General features: G+C 48.4%; 24 protein-coding genes and 2 pseudogenes. 22 read left to right on the top strand and 4 right to left on the bottom strand.

All coding sequences use genetic code 11. The features are described from left to right. The first annotated feature begins 56 nt into the window (after positions 1-56). From AB5062_RS17440 to AB5062_RS17340, 21 genes and pseudogenes are all read left to right on the top strand, one after another. Positions 57-974: an aminoglycoside phosphotransferase family protein gene (locus tag AB5062_RS17440; RefSeq protein ID WP_002779679.1), complete on the top strand. Its 918-nt coding sequence runs from the start codon at positions 57-59 to the stop codon at positions 972-974. Between the two features lie 4 nt (positions 975-978). Next, on the top strand, positions 979-1,398 hold the full coding sequence (locus tag AB5062_RS17435) for a peptidase C15 (RefSeq protein ID WP_002788929.1): 420 nt from the start codon (positions 979-981) through the stop codon (positions 1,396-1,398). A 156-nt stretch (positions 1,399-1,554) separates the two neighbouring features. Further along, a complete protein-coding gene (locus AB5062_RS17430) occupies positions 1,555-2,100 on the top strand; it encodes an AAA family ATPase (protein WP_004292764.1) in 546 nt (181 codons plus the stop codon). 96 nt (positions 2,101-2,196) lie between these two features. Then, positions 2,197-3,012 carry a bifunctional 2-polyprenyl-6-hydroxyphenol methylase/3-demethylubiquinol 3-O-methyltransferase UbiG gene (locus tag AB5062_RS17425; RefSeq protein WP_021416142.1) on the top strand — a complete coding sequence of 272 codons (816 nt, stop codon included), beginning with the start codon at positions 2,197-2,199 and terminating at the stop codon, positions 3,010-3,012. Positions 3,013-3,047: 35 nt separating this feature from the next. After that, positions 3,048-3,809, top strand: a complete 762-nt coding sequence (gene erm(B), locus AB5062_RS17420) for a 23S rRNA (adenine(2058)-N(6))-methyltransferase Erm(B) (RefSeq protein WP_007841008.1) — start codon at positions 3,048-3,050, stop codon at positions 3,807-3,809. A gap of 145 nt (positions 3,810-3,954) precedes the next feature. Further along, positions 3,955-4,161 (top strand): annotated as a pseudogene (locus tag AB5062_RS17415) (topoisomerase DNA-binding C4 zinc finger domain-containing protein); the annotation flags it as partial. A 42-nt stretch (positions 4,162-4,203) separates the two neighbouring features. Beyond that, positions 4,204-4,291: pseudogene (locus AB5062_RS17410) on the top strand (chromosome partitioning protein ParA); the annotation flags it as partial. 91 nt (positions 4,292-4,382) lie between these two features. Next, positions 4,383-4,598: a peptide-binding protein gene (locus tag AB5062_RS17405; protein WP_002321610.1), complete on the top strand. Its 216-nt coding sequence runs from the start codon at positions 4,383-4,385 to the stop codon at positions 4,596-4,598. Between the two features lie 16 nt (positions 4,599-4,614). Continuing rightward, on the top strand, positions 4,615-4,887 hold the full coding sequence (locus tag AB5062_RS17400; protein WP_000301765.1) for an antitoxin: 273 nt from the start codon (positions 4,615-4,617) through the stop codon (positions 4,885-4,887). 1 nt (position 4,888) lies between these two features. After that, the gene (locus AB5062_RS17395) at positions 4,889-5,755 is read left to right on the top strand and encodes a methyltransferase domain-containing protein (RefSeq protein WP_007857419.1); all 867 of its coding nucleotides are present in this window, start codon (positions 4,889-4,891) and stop codon (positions 5,753-5,755) included. Beyond that, positions 5,752-5,991 carry an aspartate/glutamate racemase family protein gene (locus tag AB5062_RS17390; RefSeq protein WP_071585656.1) on the top strand — a complete coding sequence of 80 codons (240 nt, stop codon included), beginning with the start codon at positions 5,752-5,754 and terminating at the stop codon, positions 5,989-5,991. Before AB5062_RS17395 ends, AB5062_RS17390 begins: the two co-directional genes overlap by 4 nt. A gap of 156 nt (positions 5,992-6,147) precedes the next feature. After that, positions 6,148-7,014 (top strand): aminoglycoside 6-adenylyltransferase AadE, encoded by an 867-nt coding sequence (locus tag AB5062_RS17385; RefSeq protein ID WP_001255868.1) that lies wholly within the window; start codon positions 6,148-6,150, stop codon positions 7,012-7,014. Between the two features lie 843 nt (positions 7,015-7,857). Beyond that, complete coding sequence (locus AB5062_RS17380; RefSeq protein ID WP_004292788.1) at positions 7,858-8,817, top strand: hypothetical protein; 960 nt, start codon at positions 7,858-7,860, stop codon at positions 8,815-8,817. Then, entirely contained in the window at positions 8,814-9,578 is a 765-nt protein-coding gene (locus AB5062_RS17375; RefSeq protein WP_004322045.1) for a YjbH domain-containing protein, read from the top strand. Before AB5062_RS17380 ends, AB5062_RS17375 begins: the two co-directional genes overlap by 4 nt. Positions 9,579-9,658: 80 nt before the next feature. Then, positions 9,659-10,861: a DUF2012 domain-containing protein gene (locus AB5062_RS17370; RefSeq protein WP_004292790.1), complete on the top strand. Its 1,203-nt coding sequence runs from the start codon at positions 9,659-9,661 to the stop codon at positions 10,859-10,861. A gap of 529 nt (positions 10,862-11,390) precedes the next feature. Beyond that, a complete protein-coding gene (locus AB5062_RS17365; RefSeq protein WP_004292791.1) occupies positions 11,391-13,706 on the top strand; it encodes a hybrid sensor histidine kinase/response regulator in 2,316 nt (771 codons plus the stop codon). Then, positions 13,694-14,995, top strand: coding sequence for a sigma-54 dependent transcriptional regulator (locus AB5062_RS17360; protein WP_004292796.1), 1,302 nt, complete (start codon positions 13,694-13,696; stop codon positions 14,993-14,995). Before AB5062_RS17365 ends, AB5062_RS17360 begins: the two co-directional genes overlap by 13 nt. Before the next feature lie 26 nt (positions 14,996-15,021). Continuing rightward, on the top strand, positions 15,022-15,189 hold the full coding sequence (locus AB5062_RS17355; protein ID WP_008673580.1) for a hypothetical protein: 168 nt from the start codon (positions 15,022-15,024) through the stop codon (positions 15,187-15,189). A 73-nt stretch (positions 15,190-15,262) separates the two neighbouring features. Beyond that, positions 15,263-15,898: an RteC domain-containing protein gene (locus AB5062_RS17350; RefSeq protein WP_004292800.1), complete on the top strand. Its 636-nt coding sequence runs from the start codon at positions 15,263-15,265 to the stop codon at positions 15,896-15,898. A 163-nt stretch (positions 15,899-16,061) separates the two neighbouring features. After that, complete coding sequence (locus AB5062_RS17345) at positions 16,062-17,525, top strand: ATP-binding protein (RefSeq protein ID WP_004292801.1); 1,464 nt, start codon at positions 16,062-16,064, stop codon at positions 17,523-17,525. Position 17,526: 1 nt separating this feature from the next. Beyond that, on the top strand, positions 17,527-18,681 hold the full coding sequence (locus tag AB5062_RS17340; protein WP_004292804.1) for a GNAT family N-acetyltransferase: 1,155 nt from the start codon (positions 17,527-17,529) through the stop codon (positions 18,679-18,681). Positions 18,682-18,781: 100 nt separating this feature from the next. On the opposite strand, the gene mobC is transcribed toward AB5062_RS17340, so the two are convergent. The 3 genes from mobC to mobA form a co-directional block, all read right to left on the bottom strand. After that, a complete protein-coding gene (gene mobC, locus AB5062_RS17335; RefSeq protein ID WP_004292806.1) occupies positions 18,782-20,791 on the bottom strand; it encodes a conjugal transfer protein MobC in 2,010 nt (669 codons plus the stop codon). A gap of 172 nt (positions 20,792-20,963) precedes the next feature. Further along, a complete protein-coding gene (mobB, locus tag AB5062_RS17330; RefSeq protein ID WP_004292807.1) occupies positions 20,964-22,211 on the bottom strand; it encodes a conjugal transfer protein MobB in 1,248 nt (415 codons plus the stop codon). After that, positions 22,190-22,636 carry a conjugal transfer protein MobA gene (mobA, locus tag AB5062_RS17325; protein ID WP_004292808.1) on the bottom strand — a complete coding sequence of 149 codons (447 nt, stop codon included), beginning with the start codon at positions 22,634-22,636 and terminating at the stop codon, positions 22,190-22,192. The genes mobB and mobA overlap by 22 nt, the downstream gene beginning before the upstream one ends. A 6-nt stretch (positions 22,637-22,642) precedes the next feature. On the opposite strand from mobA, the gene AB5062_RS17320 reads away from it, so the two are divergent. Beyond that, on the top strand, positions 22,643-22,810 hold the full coding sequence (locus AB5062_RS17320; RefSeq protein ID WP_153880984.1) for a hypothetical protein: 168 nt from the start codon (positions 22,643-22,645) through the stop codon (positions 22,808-22,810). Here the strand turns inward: AB5062_RS17320 and AB5062_RS17315 are convergent. Then, positions 22,784-23,212 (bottom strand): hypothetical protein, encoded by a 429-nt coding sequence (locus tag AB5062_RS17315; protein WP_032539464.1) that lies wholly within the window; start codon positions 23,210-23,212, stop codon positions 22,784-22,786. The two genes, AB5062_RS17320 and AB5062_RS17315, sit on opposite strands and share 27 nt — an antisense overlap. Positions 23,213-23,231: the final 19 nt, after the last annotated feature.

Here is a 23,231-nt window from a genome sequence, read left to right as displayed (position 1 = left end):
TTTTTGCTTTTTTGTGGTATATTATCCTCAGACAGAGCTAAAGGAGAGAGCGGAACATGAAAAGCGATTATTCAAAAGAAAGCATCACAGAGTTTTTAAGCCGAAAGTACGGTGAGGATATAAGGCTTTTTCCGATAAAAGAAGGGCAGGAGTCACAGGCGTATTGGTTTTCGCGTGGCGGCAGAGAATATGTCGTGCGCATAAATTCAAATATGGAAGGCTTCAAAAAAGACAAATACGCCTATGAGCACTTCCGCTCGGATAGAGTTCCTATTCCAGAGGTTGTTGAAACAGGCAACTTTGACGGCACGCACTACTTCTGCATCAGCGTAAAAGCGGACGGGATTACATATGAGGACTCCGATGAAGAAACGGTTGTGCGACTGCTCGGCGATATTACGGATGTAACCGAAGCAATATCGCGAACCGATATATCAGGCACTTCCGGCTGCGGCGTGTTTGACAGCGATACGGGAAACGCTCCGTTTTACAGCTGGAGAGAATATCTTGCGGAGGTATTCGAGAGAGACTGGACGGCGGTAAGCAGGAGCTATGTTAACCTCTCACTCATCGACGAGCTTCTCGCGGCATATCGTGAGCTTATATCTTATTGCCCGGAAGAAAGAGCGCTGTTCCACGGGGATTTCGGCTCGAATAATGTTATCGTAGGCAAAAAATCGAGGATAAGTGGCGTTATAGACTGGGACTGCGCGGCTTACGGGGACTTTCTTTACGACATCGCGACCGCGTATTTTTGGCGGACATGGCTCATGTGCATGGAAAAAACTGCGGCGTATTGGGAGAGAAAATACTCTCACCTGCCGAGATATACCGAGCGAATTTTATGCTATGAGCTGCGGATAGGGCTGACGGAAATATACGAAAACGCTGTCGAAAACGATACTGAGACAACAGAGTGGCTTCAAAACAGGTGCCGCGAGATTTTGAGAGAATACAGACAAAGAAAGGCATGATAAAATGAGAATACTGTTCACAGGCTTTGACCCGTTCGGGGGAGAGAAAATCAATCCTGCGGGAGAAGCCGTAAAAATGATGAAAAACGAAATACAAGGCGCGGAAATTTTAAAGCTCGAAGTGCCGACGGTGTTTGGAAAGGCAGGAGAGGTTCTTAAAAAAGCGGTGGAGCAATACAGACCCGACGCGGTGGTGTGCGTAGGTCAAGCCGGAGGGAGAGCCGCCATTACTCCCGAGATGATAGCCGTGAACATAATGGACGCGCGCATTCCCGACAACGCCGGAAACAAGCCGTGCCACGAGCTTATAATAAAAGAGGGAAGAGAAGCGTATTTTTCCTCACTTCCGGTGAAGGATATCGAGAAAAATCTAAATGATAACGGAATTCCGTCGTCGGTATCGTATGGAGCGGACAACGAGTAAAAGAGTGACCGCCGAGATAACCCATTGCTCGGCGGTGTTCCTTTCCAAGTTAATTGCGTGATATAGATTGAAAAGTGGATAGATTTATGATATAGTGGATAGATTTATGATATAATGAGTTATCAACAAATCGGAATTTGTGGAGGTAAAATATAGATGAATCAAGGTAGAATTATTGTAATCACAGGTGCGCCGGGGACAGGAAAAACTACAACGGCATCTGCTGTTGCAAAAGAATCAGATTTGGAAAAGTCTGTGCATATGCACACAGATGACTTTTATCATTATTTGAGTAAAGGGGCAATACCACCGCATTTGCCAGAATCAAATGAGCAAAATTTGATTGTCATTGAAGCGTTTTTAGAAGCTGCGAAGCGATATGCTCGTGGGGGATATGATGTAATTGTTGACGGTATTATCGGACCGTGGTTTTTAAAGCCGTGGCAAAGTCTTGTTCGGGAACATTATGAGGTGCATTATATTATTTTAAGGGCAAGTAAGGAAGAAACCTTGAAGCGAGCTGTTGAACGCTCAAAGTTAGACCGAAAAACAAATATCGAATTGGTAGAAACAATGTGGGAGCAATTTTGCAATCTGGGAATATATGAATCGAATGTTGTAGATACGACCAATTATTCCATTCAAGAAACTGTTTCCGCAGTACAAGAAAAAATCGCAAGTAGGGCAGCATTGTTGTCTTAGATTGTTTTGGTGCAATTCCCATTTATCGAGCAGATGAAGTTGGGGAGCCGCCTGGAGGCGGCGGTGCCGAAGGATAAAATAGGAGATGTTAAGGTTATGAATAATGAATACGATAATGAGAAGTTTTTTGAAGAATATGCAAAGATGTCCCGCAGTAAAGAGGGGTTAAAAGCTGCTGGTGAATGGCATCAATTAAAACCTTTGTTTCCTTCGTTAGAAGGAAAATCTGTTCTTGACTTGGGGTGCGGATATGGCTGGCACTGCAAGTTCGCAGAAGAACAAGGAGCTACAAAAATATTAGGGATCGATTTAAGTAAGAAAATGATTGAGGAAGCCCAAAAGCGCAATTCAGGAAATCAAATTGAATATCGTATTAGCGGATTAGAGGAATATGACTATCCAGAAAATGAATGGGATTGTGTTATATCTAATTTAGCTCTGCACTATATAGAGGACATAGTGGAAATATTTCAAAAAGTGTATAGGACATTAAAACCAGGTGGAATTTTTCTTTTTAATATCGAACACCCTGTTTTTACCGCAGGAGTTGGGCAGGATTGGATTTATACAGATGATGGGAAACCGCAATATTGGGCGATTGATAATTACTTTATAACAGGAGAACGAAATACACATTTTTTAGGATGTGATGTAGTAAAACAACATCACACACTTACACAGATTATAATGGGATTGCTGAACAATGGGTTTGAGCTTAAAGTTGTAGAGGAAGCAGACTTTTTAGAAGAATTTGATCCACGCTATAACGAAGAAGGTGTATCAGAACTTGATGAACAATTTGAGCGGTTGCCAGACGGACACGAAGCAAAACGCAGTTACTATTTAGGCTTCCGACAAGCACAAAGTGAAGCAAGACCAAACATTGTTATTAGTCTATTGAAGTTAAATTAGATGCTAAAAATTTGTAATTAAGAAGGAGTGATTACATGAACAAAAATATAAAATATTCTCAAAACTTTAATATAAAATATTCTCAAAACTTTTTAACGAGTGAAAAAGTACTCAACCAAATAATAAAACAATTGAATTTAAAAGAAACCGATACCGTTTACGAAATTGGAACAGGTAAAGGGCATTTAACGACGAAACTGGCTAAAATAAGTAAACAGGTAACGTCTATTGAATTAGACAGTCATCTATTCAACTTATCGTCAGAAAAATTAAAACTGAATACTCGTGTCACTTTAATTCACCAAGATATTCTACAGTTTCAATTCCCTAACAAACAGAGGTATAAAATTGTTGGGAGTATTCCTTACCATTTAAGCACACAAATTATTAAAAAAGTGGTTTTTGAAAGCCATGCGTCTGACATCTATCTGATTGTTGAAGAAGGATTCTACAAGGGTACCTTGGATATTCACCGAACACTAGGGTTGCTCTTGCACACTCAAGTCTCGATTCAGCAATTGCTTAAGCTGCCAGCGGAATGCTTTCATCCTAAACCAAAAGTAAACAGTGTCTTAATAAAACTTACCCGCCATACCACAGATGTTCCAGATAAATATTGGAAGCTATATACGTACTTTGTTTCAAAATGGGTCAATCGAGAATATCGTCAACTGTTTACTAAAAATCAGTTTCATCAAGCAATGAAACACGCCAAAGTAAACAATTTAAGTACCGTTACTTATGAGCAAGTATTGTCTATTTTTAATAGTTATCTATTATTTAACGGGAGGAAATAATTCTATGAGTCGCTTTTGTAAATTTGGAAAGTTACACGTTACTAAAGGGAATGTAGATAAATTATTAGGTATACTACTGACAGCTTCCAAGGAGCTAAAGAGGTCCCTAGCGCCTACGGGGAATTTGTATCGATAAGGGGTACAAATTCCCACTAAGCGCTCGGGACCCCTTGTAGGAAAATGTCCTAAGTGTGGCAACAATATTGTATTAAAAAAATCGTTTTATGGTTGTTCAAATTATCCTGAATGTACCTTCACTTTAGCTGAACATTTTAGAAAGAAAAAACTCACCAAAACAAATGTAAAAGAATTACTAGAGGGAAAAGAAACCCTGGTAAAAGGAATCAAAACGAAAGATAGAAAGTCCTACAATGCCGTTGTAAAAATCGGAGAAAAGGGATATATTGATTTTATCTATGTATGAGAACGTATTTTTTGAAATGCTTGAGCGAATCATTCAATTAGAAAACGAAAAAGAATAGAATCACAAATCACAAGTGATTAATCACAAATCACTTGTGATTTGTGATTGTTGATGATAAAATAAGAGTAAGAAGAAATAGAAAGAAGTGAGTGGTTGTGGGAAATTTAGGCGCACAAAAAGCAAAACGAAATGATACACCAATCAGTGCAAAAAAAGATATTATGGGGGATAAGACGGTTCGTGTTCGTGCTGACTTGCACCATATTATAAAAATCGAAACAGCAAAGAATGGCGGAAACGTAAAAGAAGTTATGGATAAAGCCTTAGAAGAATATATTCGGAAATATTTACCTGACAAACTTTAAAAGGAGTGAAAATGAAATGGCAGTTACTTATGAAAAAACATTTGAAATAGAGATCATTAACGAATTATCGGCAAGCGTTTATAATCGAGTATTAAACTATGTTTTGAATCATGAATTAAATAAAAATGACTCTCAATTATTGGAAGTCAATTTATTAAACCAATTAAAGCTTGCAAAACGTGTAAATCTTTTTGATTATTCTTTAGAAGAATTACAAGCCGTTCATGAGTATTGGCGGTCAATGAATCGCTATTCAAAACAAGTTTTGAATAAAGAGAAAGTGGCTTAATATGGCAAATATAGTCAATTTTACTGACAAACAATTTGAAAATCGCTTAAATGATAATTTAGAAGAATTGGTTCAAGGAAAAAAAGCGGTTGAATCGCCAACCGCTTTTTTACTTGGTGGGCAACCAGGGTCAGGGAAAACGAGTTTGCGATCAGCAATTCTTGAAGAAACACAAGGGAATGTTATTGTCATTGATAAAGAGGGGTTAAAAGCTGCTGGTGAATGGCATCAATTAAAACCTTTGTTTCCTTCGTTAGAAGGAAAATCTGTTCTTGACTTGGGGTGCGGATATGGCTGGCACTGCAAGTTCGCAGAAGAACAAGGAGCTACAAAAATATTAGGGATCGATTTAAGTAAGAAAATGATTGAGGAAGCCCAAAAGCGCAATTCAGGAAATCAAATTGAATATCGTATTAGCGGATTAGAGGAATATGACTATCCAGAAAATGAATGGGATTGTGTTATATCTAATTTAGCTCTGCACTATATAGAGGACATAGTGGAAATATTTCAAAAAGTGTATAGGACATTAAAACCAGGTGGAATTTTTCTTTTTAATATCGAACACCCTGTTTTTACCGCAGGAGTTGGGCAGGATTGGATTTATACAGATGATGGGAAACCGCAATATTGGGCGATTGATAATTACTTTATAACAGGAGAACGAAATACACATTTTTTAGGATGTGATGTAGTAAAACAACATCACACACTTACACAGATTATAATGGGATTGCTGAACAATGGGTTTGAGCTTAAAGTTGTAGAGGAAGCAGAACCGCCTAAAGAGATGATGGATATTCCGGGTATGGAAGATGAACTTCGCCGCCCGATGATGTTACTTGTAAAGGCGATAGCGAAAAAATAATATCTCTATTAGGAAAACTGATATACCCCAATTTAGAGAATGGCATAGTAATTCCTAGTGATAAAGAGAAAATGATTGCACTGGCAAATAAATACATTGAAAAAGAAAATGTAGATGCACTCATTCTCGCCTGTACGGAGCTGCCACTTGCCATAAAGCCCGAAGATGTTAATGTGCCAATCGTGAATACAACCCAAGTACATATCAATGCAATTTACCAATATGCAATTCGATAAAAATAGCAAAGCCAGCCGAGCCAGTCAACGGTCAAGATGAACGGCGCATTTCATGCGCCGCCGTTGACAGCCCCGCCCGTCTTTGCTAAAGGGTAATCAAGGCGGGAAAGCCCTAAAATGGCTTCACACCTATTTCAATAATTGGAGGAGATAAAAATGAGATCAGAAAAGGAAGTTTATGATATTGTTTTGAATTTTGCAAAAACAGACAAACGCATTCGCATGGTTACTTTGGAAGGATCTAGAACAAATACAAATATTCCGCCTGATGATTTTCAGGATTTTGATATTACTTTTTTTGTTACGGATATGGACAGCTTCACAAGTGATGATAAATGGCTAGATATATTTGGTGAAAGGTTGATTCTGCAAAAGCCGGAAGATATGGAATTATTTCCAGCTGTAGAAAAGGGATTTTCATATTTAATGCTGTTTACTGATGATGTTAAGATAGATTTAACTTTGCTGCCGCTGGAACTGATAGACGAGTATTTTACATGGGATAAACTGGTAAAGTTACTGTTGGATAAAGACAACCGTATCGTAAAGCCGCCAATACCAACGGATATAGACTACCACTTGCAGAAGCCTACTCAAAGAATGTTTGACGATTGCTGTAATGAATTTTGGAATACTACAACATATGTAGTAAAGGGCTTATGCCGCAAAGAAATTCTTTTTGCTATTGACCATATGAATGATATAGTACGAAAAGAATTGCTTCGCATGATTTCCTGGCTGATTGGTATCAAACAGGGATTTCATTTCAGTTTGGGAAAAAACTATAAATTTATGAAGCAATATGTCCCAGAGGAATTGTGGGAACGACTTATGTCCACTTATAATATGGATTCCTATCCCCATATGTGGGAATCCTTTGAACAATGTATGGCATTGTTCCGGGAGGTTTCGTCAGAAGTGGCATGCCAGTTGGATTACCAGTATCCACTATATGATGAAAAAATCAGTAATTATGTGATTCGGCAAAAGAAAAAATATGGCATTGAAGATGATAACAAATAAAATTTTTTCAATCGAAAAAATTTATTTTGATTATTCAATTTTGAAAAACTGAATACCTCAAAATCAGAAAGAGCGCGGACAAGCACTTTGAGGGATTGGCCGCCTTGTCCACCCATCCAGCGGGGCGGCGGGCGGCGGTCAAGGCCGGGTGTAACCCCGTTCATTTCAGCCTTGACGGTTGCCCGCTGTCCTGCTACTTTTCCGGGAGTGTGGCCACAACTTCGGGACACTTTGTCCACAAGTCGGAGCGTAGGACGAGGGACGGGGGCTTTCATATACCTGCCGCCGTTCTCTGAAAACAGGCCGATTTTTTGCTCATTCCCATTCGCAAAAATTCAGCCTGTTTTCCTGCCGGAGCAAACGGGGTGCAAGAAGCACCGCACCCCGTTTCCTCTGTCAGCCACGCCAGCAGGTATAACACACTACACTTTGCAAGCAAAGTCGTGTGCCAAAGGGGGCACCCCTTTGGAAACCCTAGACAACAAAACAGGCGGTATGCTGCCCTCTCCGGGAGCATACCGCCGTTTGTTGTCAGCAGCCCGTTTCACGGTCTGCGTGTAGTTCCTTGTAAACTGACCTAAGGTGGAAGCTAAAACAAAGTTTTATCATGAAGGATTATATTTGGACTAATGAAAGTGTGAATAAATGATTGGGAAAAATAAACCTTTCACCTCTTTTCTGGTGAAAGACTGAAAGGCACTTTGTGCGAGTGTCGTTTCAATGTGAGCCATCTTAGAGTAAAATCAGGATGGCTCACATTGGGTTAAAAGGATGAAGAGAAACTTGCGTTTCGTAGAAAATGTGGTAAAAGGTATCAGATGAAAGATGACCGGGATATGAACTATGACATCAATTAACAATAAAACAATTACGAGCGTATATGAAAAAATGAAAGCTTACGAGAGAATAAGCAAGAAACTGTTCATTTTGCTATTCATGCTGGTCTTTTATGGGTATTCATCCATAATTGCACAGCCGTCCATACCCGCTGGTCAGGTAGATATATTTGTAGGGGCGGATTTCAACTACCGGGATTTGTTTCACAATGGGAAAATATATGAGATTTTGCTGAATCTGACTCCCGGTGTGAAATGGAACATGGGCAAGGGGTGGCAGGCGGCAGCACAGGCATTAGTGCCGGTGTATAACGACTATGGCGACCGATACAAGAAAGTACGGTTGAACATGGCGGTGTTATCTAAAGAGGCGCATTGGCGATCCCGGTGGTTCCTGAAAGCAAGCGGCGGCTTGTTCGGCAGGGAGCGGTATGGATTGGACTTGAAAGGGATGTATGTCGTAAACCGCTGGTTGGCATTGGAAGTGCAGGCTGGATTAACCGGCTATTGTTCAATGGCAGTGGACTGGGAAGCAAGTACCCCCAAACGGATTACCGCCTTGCTGGGCACCGATGTCTATCTGAACAAATGGAATACGCAGTTCCGCGCAAGGGGCGGACGTTTCCTCTATGAAGATTATGGAGCCATAGTTGAAGCCATGCGGCATTTCAACCACTGTACGGTCGGATTGTACGGCGAGTATAGCAACGAGGGCGGCAAGAATGCCGGTTTTAAGGTGGTGATGATGATACCGCCTTACAAGCGGAAACGGCGCACTGTCAATTTCCGTCCGGCTTCTAATTTCCGCCTGACATACAGTATGGAAGGTGACGCCTATGCCAACAAAATGTACACGACCGACCCGGAGGAGAACGAACGCGAGGGCTGGTTTGACCGCAATGCCCTGCAATGGGGCAGCAACACCATGAAGCCGGACTTCTCGGAAAAGGAAGGAGGGCGGAAATGAGAAGATTATTGATTGGCCTCCTTGTCGTGATGGGCTGCATTCCGATATTGAGGGCGCAAGAGTATTCGGGCGTTACCGGCATGATCCACGTGCCCACGGCGGAAATGGCGACAGAGGGAGAAGCCCGTATCGGTTTCTTCTTCCTGAATCAGGAATTTCTTCCTGACACCTACCAGTATGAAGGAGAGAAATTCAACACGACCAACCATTTTCTGGCCATCACCCCCTTCCCTTGGATAGAAATAGCGTATGTCTGTACCATACTGAAGGGGATTGACAACGATGGCCATGTCGGACATAATAAGAAAGACCGGTACTTTCACCTGAAAGTGCGTCCGCTGAAAGAAGGCAAATGGTGGCCTGCAATTGCCATAGGCACCCAGGATCCCGGCAGCAAGGTGAACGAGTCCTATGCCGAAGGCAAATATCCGGTCAACGACTACTTCCAGAATTATTATATAGCCGCCAGCAAACACGTCATGTACAGGCGGAATGAATTTGGTTTTCATTTGACCTACCGCTATTTTACATCGGATTTCAATGCCAAATGGCGGGGCATAGCCGCCGGTATCACCTATCGCCCGTCCTTTGCCAGAAACCTTCGGGCAACGATAGAATATACCGGTGACGATATCAACATCGGCGCAGACTGTTTGTTGTGGAAACACCTCTTTTTGCAGGCAACCTTGCAGAATGGGAAACATTTCACAGGTGGCCTGTGTTTCAAGTTAAACCTGTTGGGCAAGACCCACCCTGATTGAAGACACAAACAATACGGATATAACTACTAGAATACAGAATTTCAAAATAACCTAATTTAATCGTTTAATTATTTTTAGAAATGGAAAATCTTAGAAATCTATCAAGATGGGGAATGTTCGCATTCCTTAGTGTGGCTTTGTGCACCAGTTTCGTAGGGTGCAGTGACGATGATCCGGATTACAGCAACGTGACGCCGCCCACGGTGTCCGTATCGCACAGTATCAGCGGGCGTGTCACCGGCATGGACGGCAACGGCCTTTCGGCTACCGTGAGCATGAACGGCGAATCGACACAGACCGGCGCAGATGGCACGTTCACTTTTGACGATGTGGATGCCGGAAGTTATACCCTGACGGCTTCCGCTCCGGGGAAACAGTCCAAGGAAACAACCGTCACCGTTGCAGAAAGCGGAAGCGGAGCCAATGTCGTATGGAACGTGTCATTGCCCAATGAAGGCACGACCATTGAAGTAGCCGCCAACGGCGATACGGAGGCCAACGTGACTTCAGAGACCATCGAAGGCAATGACGAGGGCGCGGTCACAGTGGCTGTCACCGTACCCGAGACGGCGGAATTGCCTGCGGGAAGTTCCATCGTGGTTACCCCGCTTTACACGCTGGATGAAGCCGAAGCCAATACCCGTGCCACTTCCCGTGCTGCCGAAAGCGTCATGCTGATTGGTACAAGCGTGGCTTGCACCGATGCGAACGCCACGCTTTCAAGTCCCATCGAATTGGCTTACGATGTGGATGCGGAAGTGGCGCAATCCATCACGGCACAGAAATACGTGAACGGGCAATGGGTGGATGCAGAATATACTGTAGAAGGCGGACAAGTAATCGTGTTTGCCGACCAGTTCACTTCCTATACGTTGCTCTTTGGAGCGGATGTGACTTCTTCCTCCACAAGCACGCCGTTGGCCTTTGAACAAGACCTGTGGGACAACCTGTATGGATCGGGTGACATGACCGTTGGTTCGGCCTCGTTCACTTATCACATCGGAACGGAAATCACTTCGTCCGGGACCAGTCGGATAACCGCTTACCTGATTGAGATTCTGGCCCGCATTGCCGGCGCAGGTGTCACTACGGCTACGGGAACTTACCCCATCAATGTGACCTTGCCCGTCGGTACGGCCTTGCACGTGGCAGGTACTCAACAAGTGACCACTTTGACCGTCTCCGCATTGAACCGTTCCGTCAGTGGAAGACAATACGGTGATGTGGCAGTCGTGACAACCTCTTACAACAGAAACCATAATGGAGGGACGAGTGACAATTGATTGTTGTTTCTCACCTTGTAGACAGATATATTAAAAAGCACTGTCTGCAATTACCTGCAAGTAGTTATAATAGCCGCCCGGAATCAGGACGGCTATTTTTGTAGCTGTATCCGAAGCAGGAAAGAAATCGTAAGTTTTCGGGAACCACAGGTACAACCTTTGCATGTGAAATGGCGACTGCAACTATGAACCCAAATGTTGTAGTCGCCATTGTTTTGTTGTACCTGTATGCAAGTAGTTGCATTGTCTATCAGACTCTCTGTGCATTTTGCATTGTCTGCACTCTTGCCGGATGTTGTAATATCCGTTCGTTCGGATGCCTGCGTTACGCTTGCATAATCCCAATGACTATTTTACAATCAAACACCCGTCATGGTGCGGCTCAATTTGTTTTGAATCGTTCTAAAAAAATAATTATTCATAAACTCTGAACCGGTCGCATGGATTGTGGTTGATAATTTCTATTTTTGCCCATAAACGAGGTAGCACATTCTGATGAGAGAATGCACTACGGATAATATGACTAGCAATGAAAGTATCCTTGACACAAAAGATATATGCCGGGAACTTCCTGTTGCTGGCCGCCATAGTCGGAATGGTGGTTATCCTCTTTCGTGAGCGTAGCCGGATGCGGGAGATAGATTTCGAAGTGCATGACCTGCAATCGGTACGGAATGACATCCATGCCGCACACCTTCACATCACCGAGCTTTCCCTGCTGGGCGAGAGCCTGATCAGCCAAGAAAATGCAGATACGGCAAACTATCGCCAGAAACGGCTGTCCACAGACAGCCTGCTGCTGGCCTTGAAGCCCCGGTGCAGGCAGCATGTACGTCCCGAACAGATAGACACGCTCCGGCACCTGCTTGCCGACAAGGAAATGCACTTGTTCCGTGTCGTGGAAGCCATCGGGATACAGGATGCTGCTGACAGTCTGCTTGTCCACCATCTGCCCAAAGTGGCGGAACGTGCCACCCGCATACGCACCGTGAGGAAAAGAAGGGACAATATACTGGGAGCGTTGGGCGCCAAGAAAACCGTCCGGGTTTTGCCTTCCGCCGGAGAACTGCACGCATTCAGTGACAGCCTGATTGCCATGCAGCAGGAAGGGACGGAGGATATGGAAACCAGTGCCGACAGCCTGTACGCCCGCAATCTGGCATTGAACGCCCGGCTGAACCACCTCATCAAGAATCTGGACAGGCAAGTGCAGGAAGCCTTCTTTCAGCGTGAGCATAAGATAATGGAAGCGCAAAGCCGTTCCACGCTCCTGCTCACCTCTACCTTGTCCACCGCCATCCTCCTTTTAATCCTGTTCCACATCGCCATCCACCGGGAAATCCGCCGCAATCATGGCGAAAAAAAGAAACGCGAAGAACTTATCGGCGAATTGCAGGCGAGCAATGAGAAGAACCGGCAATTGCTGCAATTCCGTCACAACCTGATGCAGACTGTCAGCCATGAAATGCGCACGGCCCTGACGGCGATAAGCGGCAATGCAGAACTCCTGCTCCGGGATGAAGCCCTGGAAGACCGGGTACGCCACATATTAACCGTGCGTGAATCTGCCAGCCGCATGGCTTCCATGACCACCGAGCTGCTGGAATTTTTCAGGCTGGAGATCCATAAAGAAAAGCTGCATATCCGTCCATTCCGCTCCGAGTCAATAGCAACTGTGTTGGAAACGGAGTTCGCCCCTTTGGCTGAAGCCAAAGGAATCGAATTCGTGACTGACAACCAGACGACAGAAGTGCTGGGAGGCGATAAGGAGCGCATATTGCGCATCGGAAGCAACCTGCTCTCCAATGCGGTCAAGTTTACCCGCAGCGGTCGCATTACACTCTGCACGGACTATAAGGACGGCAACTTCATCCTGTACGTGCAGGATACCGGGACGGGCATCCCGGAAGAAAAGCAGGAACAGATTTTCGCCCCCTTCGAACGTCTGGGCAATGCTGTGACTCAGGACGGCTTCGGGCTGGGCCTTGCCATTGTGACCAATCTCGTACAGCTGATGCAGGGTTCTGCTTCCGTACAGAGCAAACCTGGCATAGGAAGCCGCTTCACCGTTGTCCTGCCGCTGCCGAAAGCCGAAGAAGTACCGGAAGAAGAGAAGTCAATGGATGTCCGTCCTTCACTGGCCGGATGTTCCGTGCTGGCCATAGACAACGACCCGGTGACGCTCCGCCTGATGCGCGAGATGTACCTTCAATGTGGCGTTTCATGCGACAACTGCCTTACGTTGGCCGAGCTGACCGACAGGATACGGAGCAAGGATTATGACCTGTTGATAACAGACTTGAGAATGCCGGAAGCGAACGGCTACGAGATTCTGGAACTGCTGCGCATGTCCGACATCGGCAATTCCCGTGAACTTCCCATCGTGGCAGCTACTGCGGCCGGCTATGTATCGGAGGAGGAACTGAAAGAAGCCGGATTTTCCGGATTGCTTCCCAAGCCGTTTTCCATAGACGAACTGATGGAGGCGACACGGCACTGCATCCGTGAAAGAGGGAACCGGCAGCCGGACTTCTCCGCCCTGTTGGCTTTCGGCGACAAGCGGAAAACATTGGAGCAGCTGATTGCCGAAACGGAGAAAGAGATAGAGGAAGTCCGGAAGGCATCCGAAAGGAAAGACTTGACAGCCTTGAACAGCTGGGTACACCATTTGAGGAGCTCATGGATGGTGATACGGACGGAACGCCCCTTGCAGAAGTTGCACGAAGCCATCCACAAGGAACCGTACTCGGACGAAGAAGTCGCCTATGCAGCCCGTGCCGTGTTGGAACAAGGAGAAACCATCATAGAAGCCGCCAGAAAGGAGATGAAGAAATGGGAAAGATAATCGTAGTGGAAGACAACCTTGTGTACAGCAGGTATGTCTGCAATTTTTTGGAAGAAAACGGATACCGGACAGTCAGTACCTCCGATTGCACCGGTGCCCGGAAACTGTTTTCAATGCTGGAAGATGACGACATCGTGCTTGCCGACCTCCGGTTGCCTGACGGTGACGGCATCCTGTTGCTTGAAGAACTGCGCCGCGAGGGGAAGCACAATCCCTACGTCATCATGACGGATTATGCGGAAGTGCCTACCGCCGTGCGTTCCATGAAATCCGGAGCGGAAGACTATATCCCCAAGAAACTGCTGACCAGCCAGCTTCCCGCCATGCTCCAAGACTTGCAGAAAAGGCAGTCATTCCATGAGGAACCCCTGTTCATAAGGGAGAGCGAAGCCTACCAGAAAGTATTCGGACGTCTCCACGTCCTAGCCAAAGCCGACATCTGCGTGATGGTTCGGGGTGAGAACGGTACAGGAAAGAAACATATCGCTGAAAAGATACATGCCCAAAGCGACCGTGCGGACAAACCGTTCGTGACAGTGGACTGCGGGCTGTTATCCGAAAGTCTGGCCGCTTCCGCCTTGTTTGGGCATGAAAAAGGGGCTTTTACCGGGGCGGTCGGGCGCAAGGAAGGCTATTGGTCGGAAGCCGAGGGAGGAACGTTGTTCCTGGATGAGATAGGCAACCTTCCCCTCGGCGTACAGCAGATGCTGCTCTGCGCCATACAGGACAGGCGTTACCGTCCTGTCGGCGGCACAAAAGACAGGAAAGCCAACGTGCGCATCATCACCGCAACGAACGAGAATCTGGAAGAAGCCATATCGGAAAGGCGTTTCCGCCGGGACCTGTATTTCCGATTGAGTGAGTACACCGTGAAAGTACCCCCGCTCAGGGAATGCCCGGAAGACATCCTGCCGCTTGCTGAATTCTTCCGGGAACTTTACAACCAAGAGCATGGCAGACAGGTAAAAGGTTTCGATGCGGAGGCGAAGAAACGGTTGCTGGCCCATGACTGGCCGGGAAACGTACGGGAACTGAAACAGGCGGTCCAATCCGCCGTGCTTTTTGCCCAAGGGGAATTGGTGACGGCGGAAGAATTGAACTTGGATGAGTCCGGAAAGCCTTCCGATCCTGACATTGCCTTGAAAGGGGAATGCATGGAAAAGAAGCGGATATGCCAGGCTTTGGAAAAGGCCGGGCATAATCGGAAAGAGGCCGCCAGACTGCTGGGCATAAGCCGGAGCACGCTGTACGAGAAAATGGACCTGTATGGGATTCAGACGAAGAGGTGACATGGCAGGGGAAAGGACGAAACGGAATGGAAAAAAGCGGAAAGAAAGGGCGGTACTGTGTACGAAAAACGGACACCTGTCCGGAAGTCGGACACGGGAAGGAGGCTGCCTATTCTTCCTTAAAACAAATTTTCGTCTGCCAAGAGCTTGATTTGCAAGAAATTGCATACAAGTTCATCACCATAACATTGTAATTGGACTATCATTTGCTCCTATGGATGTATGTGCGCACATTTCATCCGAGTAAAAACAAAAAATTAGGAACAAATGGAACATCTCACCTTGACGGAAACCGAGTTTTTCCGTCTGATAAGCAATCCCGACAGCCGCACCGGGTTACGCACGGCCTACGATGAGTTTACACAAAGGGTCATCCAACTCTGTCTCATCCCGCCCGAAAGCGGACATCCGGTACACGCCCTGAGCTATGCGGAAACGGAGCTGCAATACCATGAGGCCCTGCAAGGCAGGAGCCATGAGAGCGAACTGAATCTGCATGTACACAAGGCCCTTGCCTTTGTGCGCAAGATGCTACGGTTCCTTGCCCGGGAATACCATCCGTTGCCGCCCTCCCACATGTTTACCGGCGAGAAAACCGGCGCCCCTCCTTCTGATGCCCCTCCGATATGTTGGACAGGCAGCATATCCGACCTAGTGGAATTATTGTACGGGCTCGACACCCTGAAATGTATCAACGGCGGAGAAACCGGTATCCAGGAACTGATGGTCCATTTCTCCCGATTCTTCGGCATGGAGTTGAAGCCCAGTCAGTGCTACAACGCCTATGTGGATATCCGTCGTCGGAAAAATGACAGCCGTACCTATTTCTTCGACCGGGCTTCCGAAAAGCTGAACGAGCGAATCGTGAAAGACGATGAGCGGGAACGGGCACGCAAGAGATGAAAGTTTTTCTGTCTGATTCATGACCGGGAACAAGGTGTATGGGTAGAAGCCCCTTGCTCCCGGTTTCTTTTTCCTGTTCTAGCAATGACAATTTGCAAGAAAATGCTCCAAAATTTCGTATCTGTCGGTCAAATGATTATTTTTGCCCTCCAAACGATTACGCATGAATATAACCAATATAGACGACATACGCAAACTGGCCTCCGGCGATGAAGGGGGACGGACAGAATACAAGCTGATCACCGGGCAGTTGGAGCGCGGCATGGAGACACTGTGCGCCTTCCTCAACGGCGAGGGCGGTACGGTACTGTTCGGCGTGGCTGACAACGGGAAAATCACCGGTCAGGAAGTGAGCGACAAGACGAAACGGGAAATTGCGGAAGCCATCCGCCTATTCGAGCCGTTTGCCACGATAACGGTCTCATACGCAAACATTCCCGACACGGACAAACAGGTCATTGCCTTATATGCTGAGGAACAACGCTATATGCGTCCGTTCACATATAAAGGCAGGGCTTACCAGCGGATAGAAAGCGTGACGTCTGTCATGCCGCAGGACAAGTACAACCACCTGCTGATGCAAAGGGGCGGCAAATACAGTTGGGAGGCAATCCCCAACCCCGACCTGCAAATCAGCGACCTCGACGAGAATGTCATCATCGGTGCGGTACGCGCCGGAATCAACTGCGGACGCCTGCCGGAAACCACCATTCGCGAAGAAATACCCGCCATCCTTGAAAAATTCGACCTGTTGCATGACGGGAAGCTGAACAATGCCGCCGCCGTACTGTTCGGGCGCAATCTGTACGACTATCCCCAATGCCTGTTGCGAATGGCAAGGTTCAGAGGCACAAGCAAAGAGGAATTCATAGACAACCAAAGACAGCAAGGGAACATCTACGCGCTATTGGACGCTGCCATGTCGTTTTTTTTCAAGCACCTGTCCTTGTCGGGTAAAATAGAGGGGCTGTACCGTGAAGAAAAGCTGAGCATACCTTACAAGGCATTGAGGGAATGTTGCATCAACGCCTTTTGTCACAGAGCCTACCACCGTCCGGGCGGTTCGGTGGGCATCGCCATTTATGACGACCGCGTGGAAATAGAGAGCAGCGGCGCGTTCCCTCCCGACATGACCCTTGAAAAACTGCTTGGCGGACACAGTTCAGAGCCGCCCAACCTCATCATAGCCAACGTGCTTTACAAAAGCGAGTTGCTGGAAAGCTGGGGTCGCGGCATCAGCCTGATGATAGACGAGTGCCGCCGTGCCGGCATACCCGACCCGGAATTCCACACGGACGGGAGTTCCGTATGGGTGGTATTCCGCTATGAGATGGAAACGGCTGGACAAGCATCCGACAAGCATCCGACAAGTACCCGACAAGCACCCGACAAGTACCCGACAAGCATCGTCCGGCTCATTGAACTGATAGGGGAACACACTTGCTCGCTGAAAGAAATGATGGGAATGATGGAACTGAAGGACAGGGAGAATTTCTTGGGCAATTACCTTAACCCGTCTATGGAAGCCGGATTGGTGGAACCGCTCTATCCTGACCAGCCGAAACATCCCAAGCAGAAATACAGGCTCACCGAACAAGGAAAGGCTTTGCTGGAAAGGGGTGAGTAACATGGTGAAGAAGAAAAGGAAACACGGCGGACACTACTGCAAGGTATGCGGCTGCCACAAGTCCAACGAGAGCTTCTCGGGCAGAGGACACGCGCTGCACATCTGCAAGGAATGCCAGTCGCTTCCAAAGGACGAACAGGCGGACATGATGCGCTGCAACGAGGTGGAACGCGCCGCGTTCCGCTTCCCCATGAGGCGGCAGGACTGGGAACTGCTGGAAAAATATGCCAAGAAGTACAAGGACAGGGAGTCGGGAAAATTCGCGCAGGAGATGCTGGACATGAAACGGGGCGTTTTTGTGCCGGAAGAGGACGATGAAGAAGCGGATGAATGGAACAACGACATTTTTCAGGTAGCGGAAACCCCGTTTTCGGAATTGGAGGAAGACACCCGTACCGCCATGGAGGAACTACTGGAGGACAACATCAACGAGTACATGATACACAAGGACTATATCCCCGAAGGGAAGGACTTGCAGGACATAGCCGATTGGGTGTTGAAGGAAACCAATGACACGTTTTACTTGAAAGCCGTTCCCGATGACGCCTACCGCAGGCTGGTGGATGATACCGTCCGGAAGATGGTCAAGGAGTGGAAAGACGACGGCTTGGAGATAAAGACCTACGCCGAGTCGCTCACGATCATGGAAACGGAACGGCTCGTCATCCGCAAAATCACCCGCAAGGACACGGGCGCGTTGCTCGCCCTCATGGGCAAGTCGGAAGTCATGTACGCATGGGAACACGGCTTTGACAAGAAGGAGGTGCGCCAATGGGTGAACCGCCAGTTCTCCCGTTACCGCAAGGACGGCTACGGGTATTTCGCCCTTGTGTTGAAAGACGGGGGCAAACTTATCGGACAGGCCGGGCTGATGAAAAGCGTGATAAACGGGAATGAAGCGGTGGAACTCGGCTACATCCTGGACAATGCGTATTGGCACAACGGCTATGCCACGGAAGCCGCCCGAAGATGCCTGCGGTACGCTTTCGAGAAACTGGGCTTGCAAGAGGTCTATTGCAGCATCCGTCCCGAAAACACGTCCTCCATCCGTGTGGCGGAAGCCATTGCCATGAAACCTTGCGGCAGCCATACCATTATATACAATGGAAAAGAAATGCCCCATCTGCTGTATAAAACGGAGAAACCAATGCAGTAATTTTCATTTCAATTGTCAATCAACGAGAAAAGGACAATCCTTAACCCGGTCTGAACATCCAGCCAAGTTAAGGATTTTCCTTTTTTCGCCTATGGCGTTTTTACTTGCCCTGCAAGAGGTGTTGCAGTTCCGGGTCGGACTGGATGCGCTGCAACTCGTCGGCGACAATCTGCCGCACTTCCGCCTTGATGCGGTTGTAGTTCTCCTGTATCATTTCCTTCATGCGGTCGTTGCCGTCGGCATCGGTGAAGTCCGTGATGACGGGGATGGGCTTGTAAGCCTGTTCCTCGCGCTTCACCTTCTCCACGTCCACCACAATCTCGCAATGAAAGATTTTCTGCTCGATGCGCTCGTTGAAGTTGTCGGCCACCGCGCCCACGAACATGCCCTGCGTCAGCGTGGAAATCTTGCTCGCGGGTATCAGGCTCTCCATCTGCGTGTTGATGGAGGTGGACTTGTCCTCCCGGTTGATGGTGACGCTCTGCCGCTTCTGCAAGATTTTGCCGAAACGCTCGGAAAGCGTTTTGGCGGTCTCACCAACGACTTGACCCGAAAAGATGTTTCCCACCGTGTTCATCACGACCGCCGCTTCTTTGTCCCCATAATCGCGTTTCAACTGCGAAAAGTCCTGAAAGCCGAGGCAGACCGCCACCTTGTTGCTTCGGGCAGTGGCGATAAGATTATCCAATCCCTTGAAGTAAATCGTAGGCAGCTCGTCGATGATTACCGCCGACTTCAGCTTGCCCTTCTTGTTAATGAGCTTGACAATTCGGGAATTGTACAGACCCAACGCCGCGCCGTAGATGTTCTGACGGTCGGGATTATTGCCGACGCAGAGAATCTTAGGCTCATCCGGGTTGTTAATATCCAACGTAAACTCACTGTCTGACATGACCCAATAAAGCTGTGGGGAAATCATGCGCGAGAGCGGTATCTTCGCTGATGCGATTTGCCCCATCAACTGCTCGGCTGCACCTCCCTGCCAAGCGTCCATAAAGGGCGAAAGATAGTTTTCCAACTCCGGATAGCTGGTGAGAATAGGGAAAACATCCTCATAACGTCTGTTCAGCAACTCAATGGCGTGTGGGAAGGTGCAATACTTTCCATCCTGATAAATCCGTAAAAACCAGATAATACTGGCAAAAAGTATAATCGGACTCTCCACGAAGAAGTCGCCTTGCTTTTGCACCCAAGTTTTGTTCAAATTTAATAAAATGGTATAGGCACTTTCGTAGGCATCGGTGATGTCCTCCATGAAATCCGGGTGAATGGGATTGCAGCGGTGGCTCCGGCGCGGGTCGTCGAAGTTAATGACGTAGAACTTCGGCTTGACCTTGTAGCCGTCGCCGTGGTTCATCAGGTGGTTGTAAGCGATGGTGGAAAGGTCGCTGAACTTGAAGTCATAGATGTACATCGAGTAAGATTTTTCAATCATCTGCTTGATAAAGCTGTTTACCACGGCATACGACTTTCCGCTGCCCGGAGTGCCCAATACGATGGAAGCGCGGAACGGGTTTACCACGTTGATGTACCCGTCGTTCCACTTCTTCCTGTAATAGAAGCGCGTAGGCAGGTTCACCGAATACTCGTTCTCCATGAGGCGCGTCTCCTGCATGAAGCTCTCGTTTTCCACGTTGAACACGTCATCCATGAGGTTGGTGCGCAAGAGGCGGCTCATCCACGTGCCGGACATCAGGAGGCAGACATAGCCCGCCGCCATCGAAGCGGCATAGAAGGCTACGTTGGCTTCCACGGGCAGCGGCAGGGAGAGCATCCACCAGTTCAGGAAGAACAGGGCCAGCCCTGCGGCAAGCACCGTCCAAATCCTGCCCCACGTGATTTTTTCCTCCTTCACGCCCTTTGTACCCAAGCAAGAGAGAGCCAATAGCAACAGCGCAAAAAGTTTTGTGTAAAGGATATGGTGGAACAGTCCGGCGGTGCGGTCGAAATTGACCAGCACCCGGTCCACGACACCGATGTCGATGCCCCACAGCCTTACGGCTTCATACCCGTACCAATAGAGGTGGACGACCACCAGAATAATGCTCACGGCGCGGAGAAAGTCCATGATTTTCGCCAACGCCCTCAAATCGTCTTCCTGTTGTGACATAAATCTGTTTCTGTTTTTAAGTTGAACAATATGTCCGCAAGGCTTTCCCCGGACATAAGCATACCTCAAGTCCGACCTGAGCCTATCTCAAGTCCGAGGTGAGGCTACCAAAGGTCTGACCTTAGATAGCCAAAGGTCTGACCTTTGCTTGGATGCCCTGCGGACGGATAATTTATAATCCCAAACCCTTCCGGCGTTTCTTCCGCTTGCGTTTGAGTTCGCGCTCGAAGGCGGCTTCTTCCGCCTGTGCGCCCGATGCGTCGCCGCCAAGCAAGCCCAAGCCCGTGGAATGGCTCTCGCCGTGTTCCACATAGGTATGGGCTTCCGCCTGCGGTTCGTCCCGTGTAAGGGTGAACGGCATCGGCGGCGTGTCCGCATACGGCAAAGTGAAGTGCTCCTGCAAGGCGTTGGCGGAAAATTCCCTGCCCAGCCGGGAGCCGTTCAGCACACAGCCCGTGCGGTGGTCGATGAAGGTCGCCCCGTAGATGCGCCCCCCGTCCGTGTGGCGGAACACCACATCCACGCCCTTCGCTTTGAGCAGGGCGACAAATTCATCCTTGCGGTACGTCCTGTCCAATACGGCAGCGACGGTCTTGCGCGTCATGTCCGCCAGACGCTTGTCGCGGATTTGGGCATTGGGATACTCAAACCTGCGCAGCACGGCTTCATAGCCGACGGACTTCCCGATGCAGGATGCCTTGAAGGGATTGCCGACCTTGTTCCCGCCATCATCGGTGGCGGAATAGACCAGTCCGTGATACTCGCGTCCGTTCACCATGCCACGGGCTTCCTCCACAGTGACGTTGTAGAGGGAGAGCAAGGCGCGGTATTCGCCCATTGTCCGGAACTTGTAGGTAGCCATCACCGCCTTGACGGTGTTCGACACCTGACGCTTCACGTCTCCCTGCGAGGCATCCACCTTGCGCAAGGAATTGTCGTTACGGTGCTGCCTGCGGTCGGCGGGGTGCAGACCGTACTTGCGTTCCAGCTCCGTGGTGATGCGCTTGCTGCGGCGATGGATGAAATCCTTGTTCAACCGCCTGCCATTCTCGTCCACATTGACGGAGACGATATGCAGGTGGTGGCGGTTGATGTCCTCATGTTTGAAAATTAGATAAGGCTGGTCGCCGTAGCCCAGCTTCTCCAGATACTCCCGCGCGAGACTTTCCATCTCCATGTCCGTCAGGCGGTCGTCGGGATGCGGATTAAGGGAGATATGGATGACCTTGTTCCGTGTGCGGACGTTCTCCGGCATGTACCGTTTGAAATCCTGTTCGGCACGGGCGATGTCCACCCGTCCGCTGCCATCGTCGAAGACCTTGTTCCCGGCGAGCAGCTTCCCCTCGCCCTCGTTCACTTTCATGCCGTTGTAAGCCAACGCCCCGTACAGCGACGTGCCTACCGTGATTTTTGCGACCATCTTTCCTGAAACTCCCTTGAAAGTTCAACGACCTGCCGCGTGATTGCGGCCAGTTCCTTCGTGCATTGCTCCAGCTTGTAGAGCAATGCCATCGCCTTTTTCTCCGAGAAATGGCAGCGCAGCTCCTTGACCGTCTGGTTATAGTTGTTCCCCACCATGCGGTACTGCGCATGGAAAGCGGACAGCTTCGTGCAGTAGTCGAGCAGCGTCTTGTCCGTGACCAGTACCCGGAACGGCTGTCCGAAGAAGTGCGCCTTCAGGAACACCGCCCTCGCCTCCACGCCGGACTTGCCGTGCATAGCGAGGAACCTGAGCCATTCCCCGTCGTCGAAACGCACCATCACGCAGTGCGACTTGCGGCTTTCCCGTGGATGCCGCCCCCACTTGGGACTGTCAGTCCCGTTCTTTTTCTTGTTCTCGTTCATATTACAATGGATTTAGTGGTGTCACGGCATAAGCGTAGCTTCGGCAACCGCACCGCAGGTGGAAACAGGCTTCCCGACTTCGGAGAGGAAGCCCTCCCCGTGAGGGGCAAGGTCGTTTCGGGAGTAACCCGAAACCCTTTGAGTTACTCAAAGGACACCTTGCTGTGTCTTTGAGGACACAAAAATCCGTGGTAAACGGATTGGGGATAGACCTGCCATTACCCATTTATAAGGCATCGGTCGCCCGATACCTTTCTGCTGCCCAAAAGAAGGACGGAGCCGGGGTCTGCGGTGCGCGCTTTCGGCTTTGCCCTGCCGCTTGGGTGCAAAGGTAGGGTGTTTTCCAAGTCTGAAATACGGCTCAAAAACGCCACAAGCTGCCACGACAGCGCCAAATGCTGCCACGCAAGTGAAAAAAACATAGTTGCCTGCCTGTCCGTTTTCAGATTTGCGAACCGGAAGGCATTCTTGCCCGCCTGCCAGTTCACCTGCCTGCCTGTCAGTCTGCTTGCCCTTGTGCCTGCCTGCCGGCACGCTGGCATACAGGCATTGGAGCGGGGAAATGCCAAAGAGCATAAACCAGCCAAACAAAGAA

It is taken from the genome of Phocaeicola sp. RTP21359st1_B8_RTP21360_211022, assembly GCF_040911965.1.
GTDB classification, from domain to species: Bacteria; Bacteroidota; Bacteroidia; order Bacteroidales; family Bacteroidaceae; genus Phocaeicola; species Phocaeicola vulgatus.
This window is presented reverse-complemented; position numbering and strand designations above follow the sequence as displayed.

What these genes read in the sequence shown, in the direction of transcription:
- AB5062_RS17440 (WP_002779679.1), top strand. Translation starts at nt 57, where the DNA reads ATGAAAAGCGATTATTCAAAAGAAAGCATCACAGAGTTTTTAAGCCGA.
- AB5062_RS17435 (WP_002788929.1), top strand. Translation starts at nt 979, where the DNA reads ATGAGAATACTGTTCACAGGCTTTGACCCGTTCGGGGGAGAGAAAATC.
- AB5062_RS17430 (WP_004292764.1), top strand. Translation starts at nt 1,555, where the DNA reads ATGAATCAAGGTAGAATTATTGTAATCACAGGTGCGCCGGGGACAGGA.
- AB5062_RS17425 (WP_021416142.1), top strand. Translation starts at nt 2,197, where the DNA reads ATGAATAATGAATACGATAATGAGAAGTTTTTTGAAGAATATGCAAAG.
- AB5062_RS17400 (WP_000301765.1), top strand. Translation starts at nt 4,615, where the DNA reads ATGGCAGTTACTTATGAAAAAACATTTGAAATAGAGATCATTAACGAA.
- AB5062_RS17395 (WP_007857419.1), top strand. Translation starts at nt 4,889, where the DNA reads ATGGCAAATATAGTCAATTTTACTGACAAACAATTTGAAAATCGCTTA.
- AB5062_RS17385 (WP_001255868.1), top strand. Translation starts at nt 6,148, where the DNA reads ATGAGATCAGAAAAGGAAGTTTATGATATTGTTTTGAATTTTGCAAAA.
- AB5062_RS17380 (WP_004292788.1), top strand. Translation starts at nt 7,858, where the DNA reads ATGACATCAATTAACAATAAAACAATTACGAGCGTATATGAAAAAATG.
- AB5062_RS17375 (WP_004322045.1), top strand. Translation starts at nt 8,814, where the DNA reads ATGAGAAGATTATTGATTGGCCTCCTTGTCGTGATGGGCTGCATTCCG.
- AB5062_RS17370 (WP_004292790.1), top strand. Translation starts at nt 9,659, where the DNA reads ATGGAAAATCTTAGAAATCTATCAAGATGGGGAATGTTCGCATTCCTT.
- AB5062_RS17365 (WP_004292791.1), top strand. Translation starts at nt 11,391, where the DNA reads ATGAAAGTATCCTTGACACAAAAGATATATGCCGGGAACTTCCTGTTG.
- AB5062_RS17360 (WP_004292796.1), top strand. Translation starts at nt 13,694, where the DNA reads ATGGGAAAGATAATCGTAGTGGAAGACAACCTTGTGTACAGCAGGTAT.
- AB5062_RS17355 (WP_008673580.1), top strand. Translation starts at nt 15,022, where the DNA reads ATGGAAAAAAGCGGAAAGAAAGGGCGGTACTGTGTACGAAAAACGGAC.
- AB5062_RS17350 (WP_004292800.1), top strand. Translation starts at nt 15,263, where the DNA reads ATGGAACATCTCACCTTGACGGAAACCGAGTTTTTCCGTCTGATAAGC.
- AB5062_RS17345 (WP_004292801.1), top strand. Translation starts at nt 16,062, where the DNA reads ATGAATATAACCAATATAGACGACATACGCAAACTGGCCTCCGGCGAT.
- AB5062_RS17340 (WP_004292804.1), top strand. Translation starts at nt 17,527, where the DNA reads ATGGTGAAGAAGAAAAGGAAACACGGCGGACACTACTGCAAGGTATGC.
- mobC (WP_004292806.1), bottom strand. Translation starts at nt 20,791, where the DNA reads ATGTCACAACAGGAAGACGATTTGAGGGCGTTGGCGAAAATCATGGAC.
- mobB (WP_004292807.1), bottom strand. Translation starts at nt 22,211, where the DNA reads ATGGTCGCAAAAATCACGGTAGGCACGTCGCTGTACGGGGCGTTGGCT.
- mobA (WP_004292808.1), bottom strand. Translation starts at nt 22,636, where the DNA reads ATGAACGAGAACAAGAAAAAGAACGGGACTGACAGTCCCAAGTGGGGG.
- AB5062_RS17320 (WP_153880984.1), top strand. Translation starts at nt 22,643, where the DNA reads ATGGATTTAGTGGTGTCACGGCATAAGCGTAGCTTCGGCAACCGCACC.
- AB5062_RS17315 (WP_032539464.1), bottom strand. Translation starts at nt 23,212, where the DNA reads ATGCTCTTTGGCATTTCCCCGCTCCAATGCCTGTATGCCAGCGTGCCG.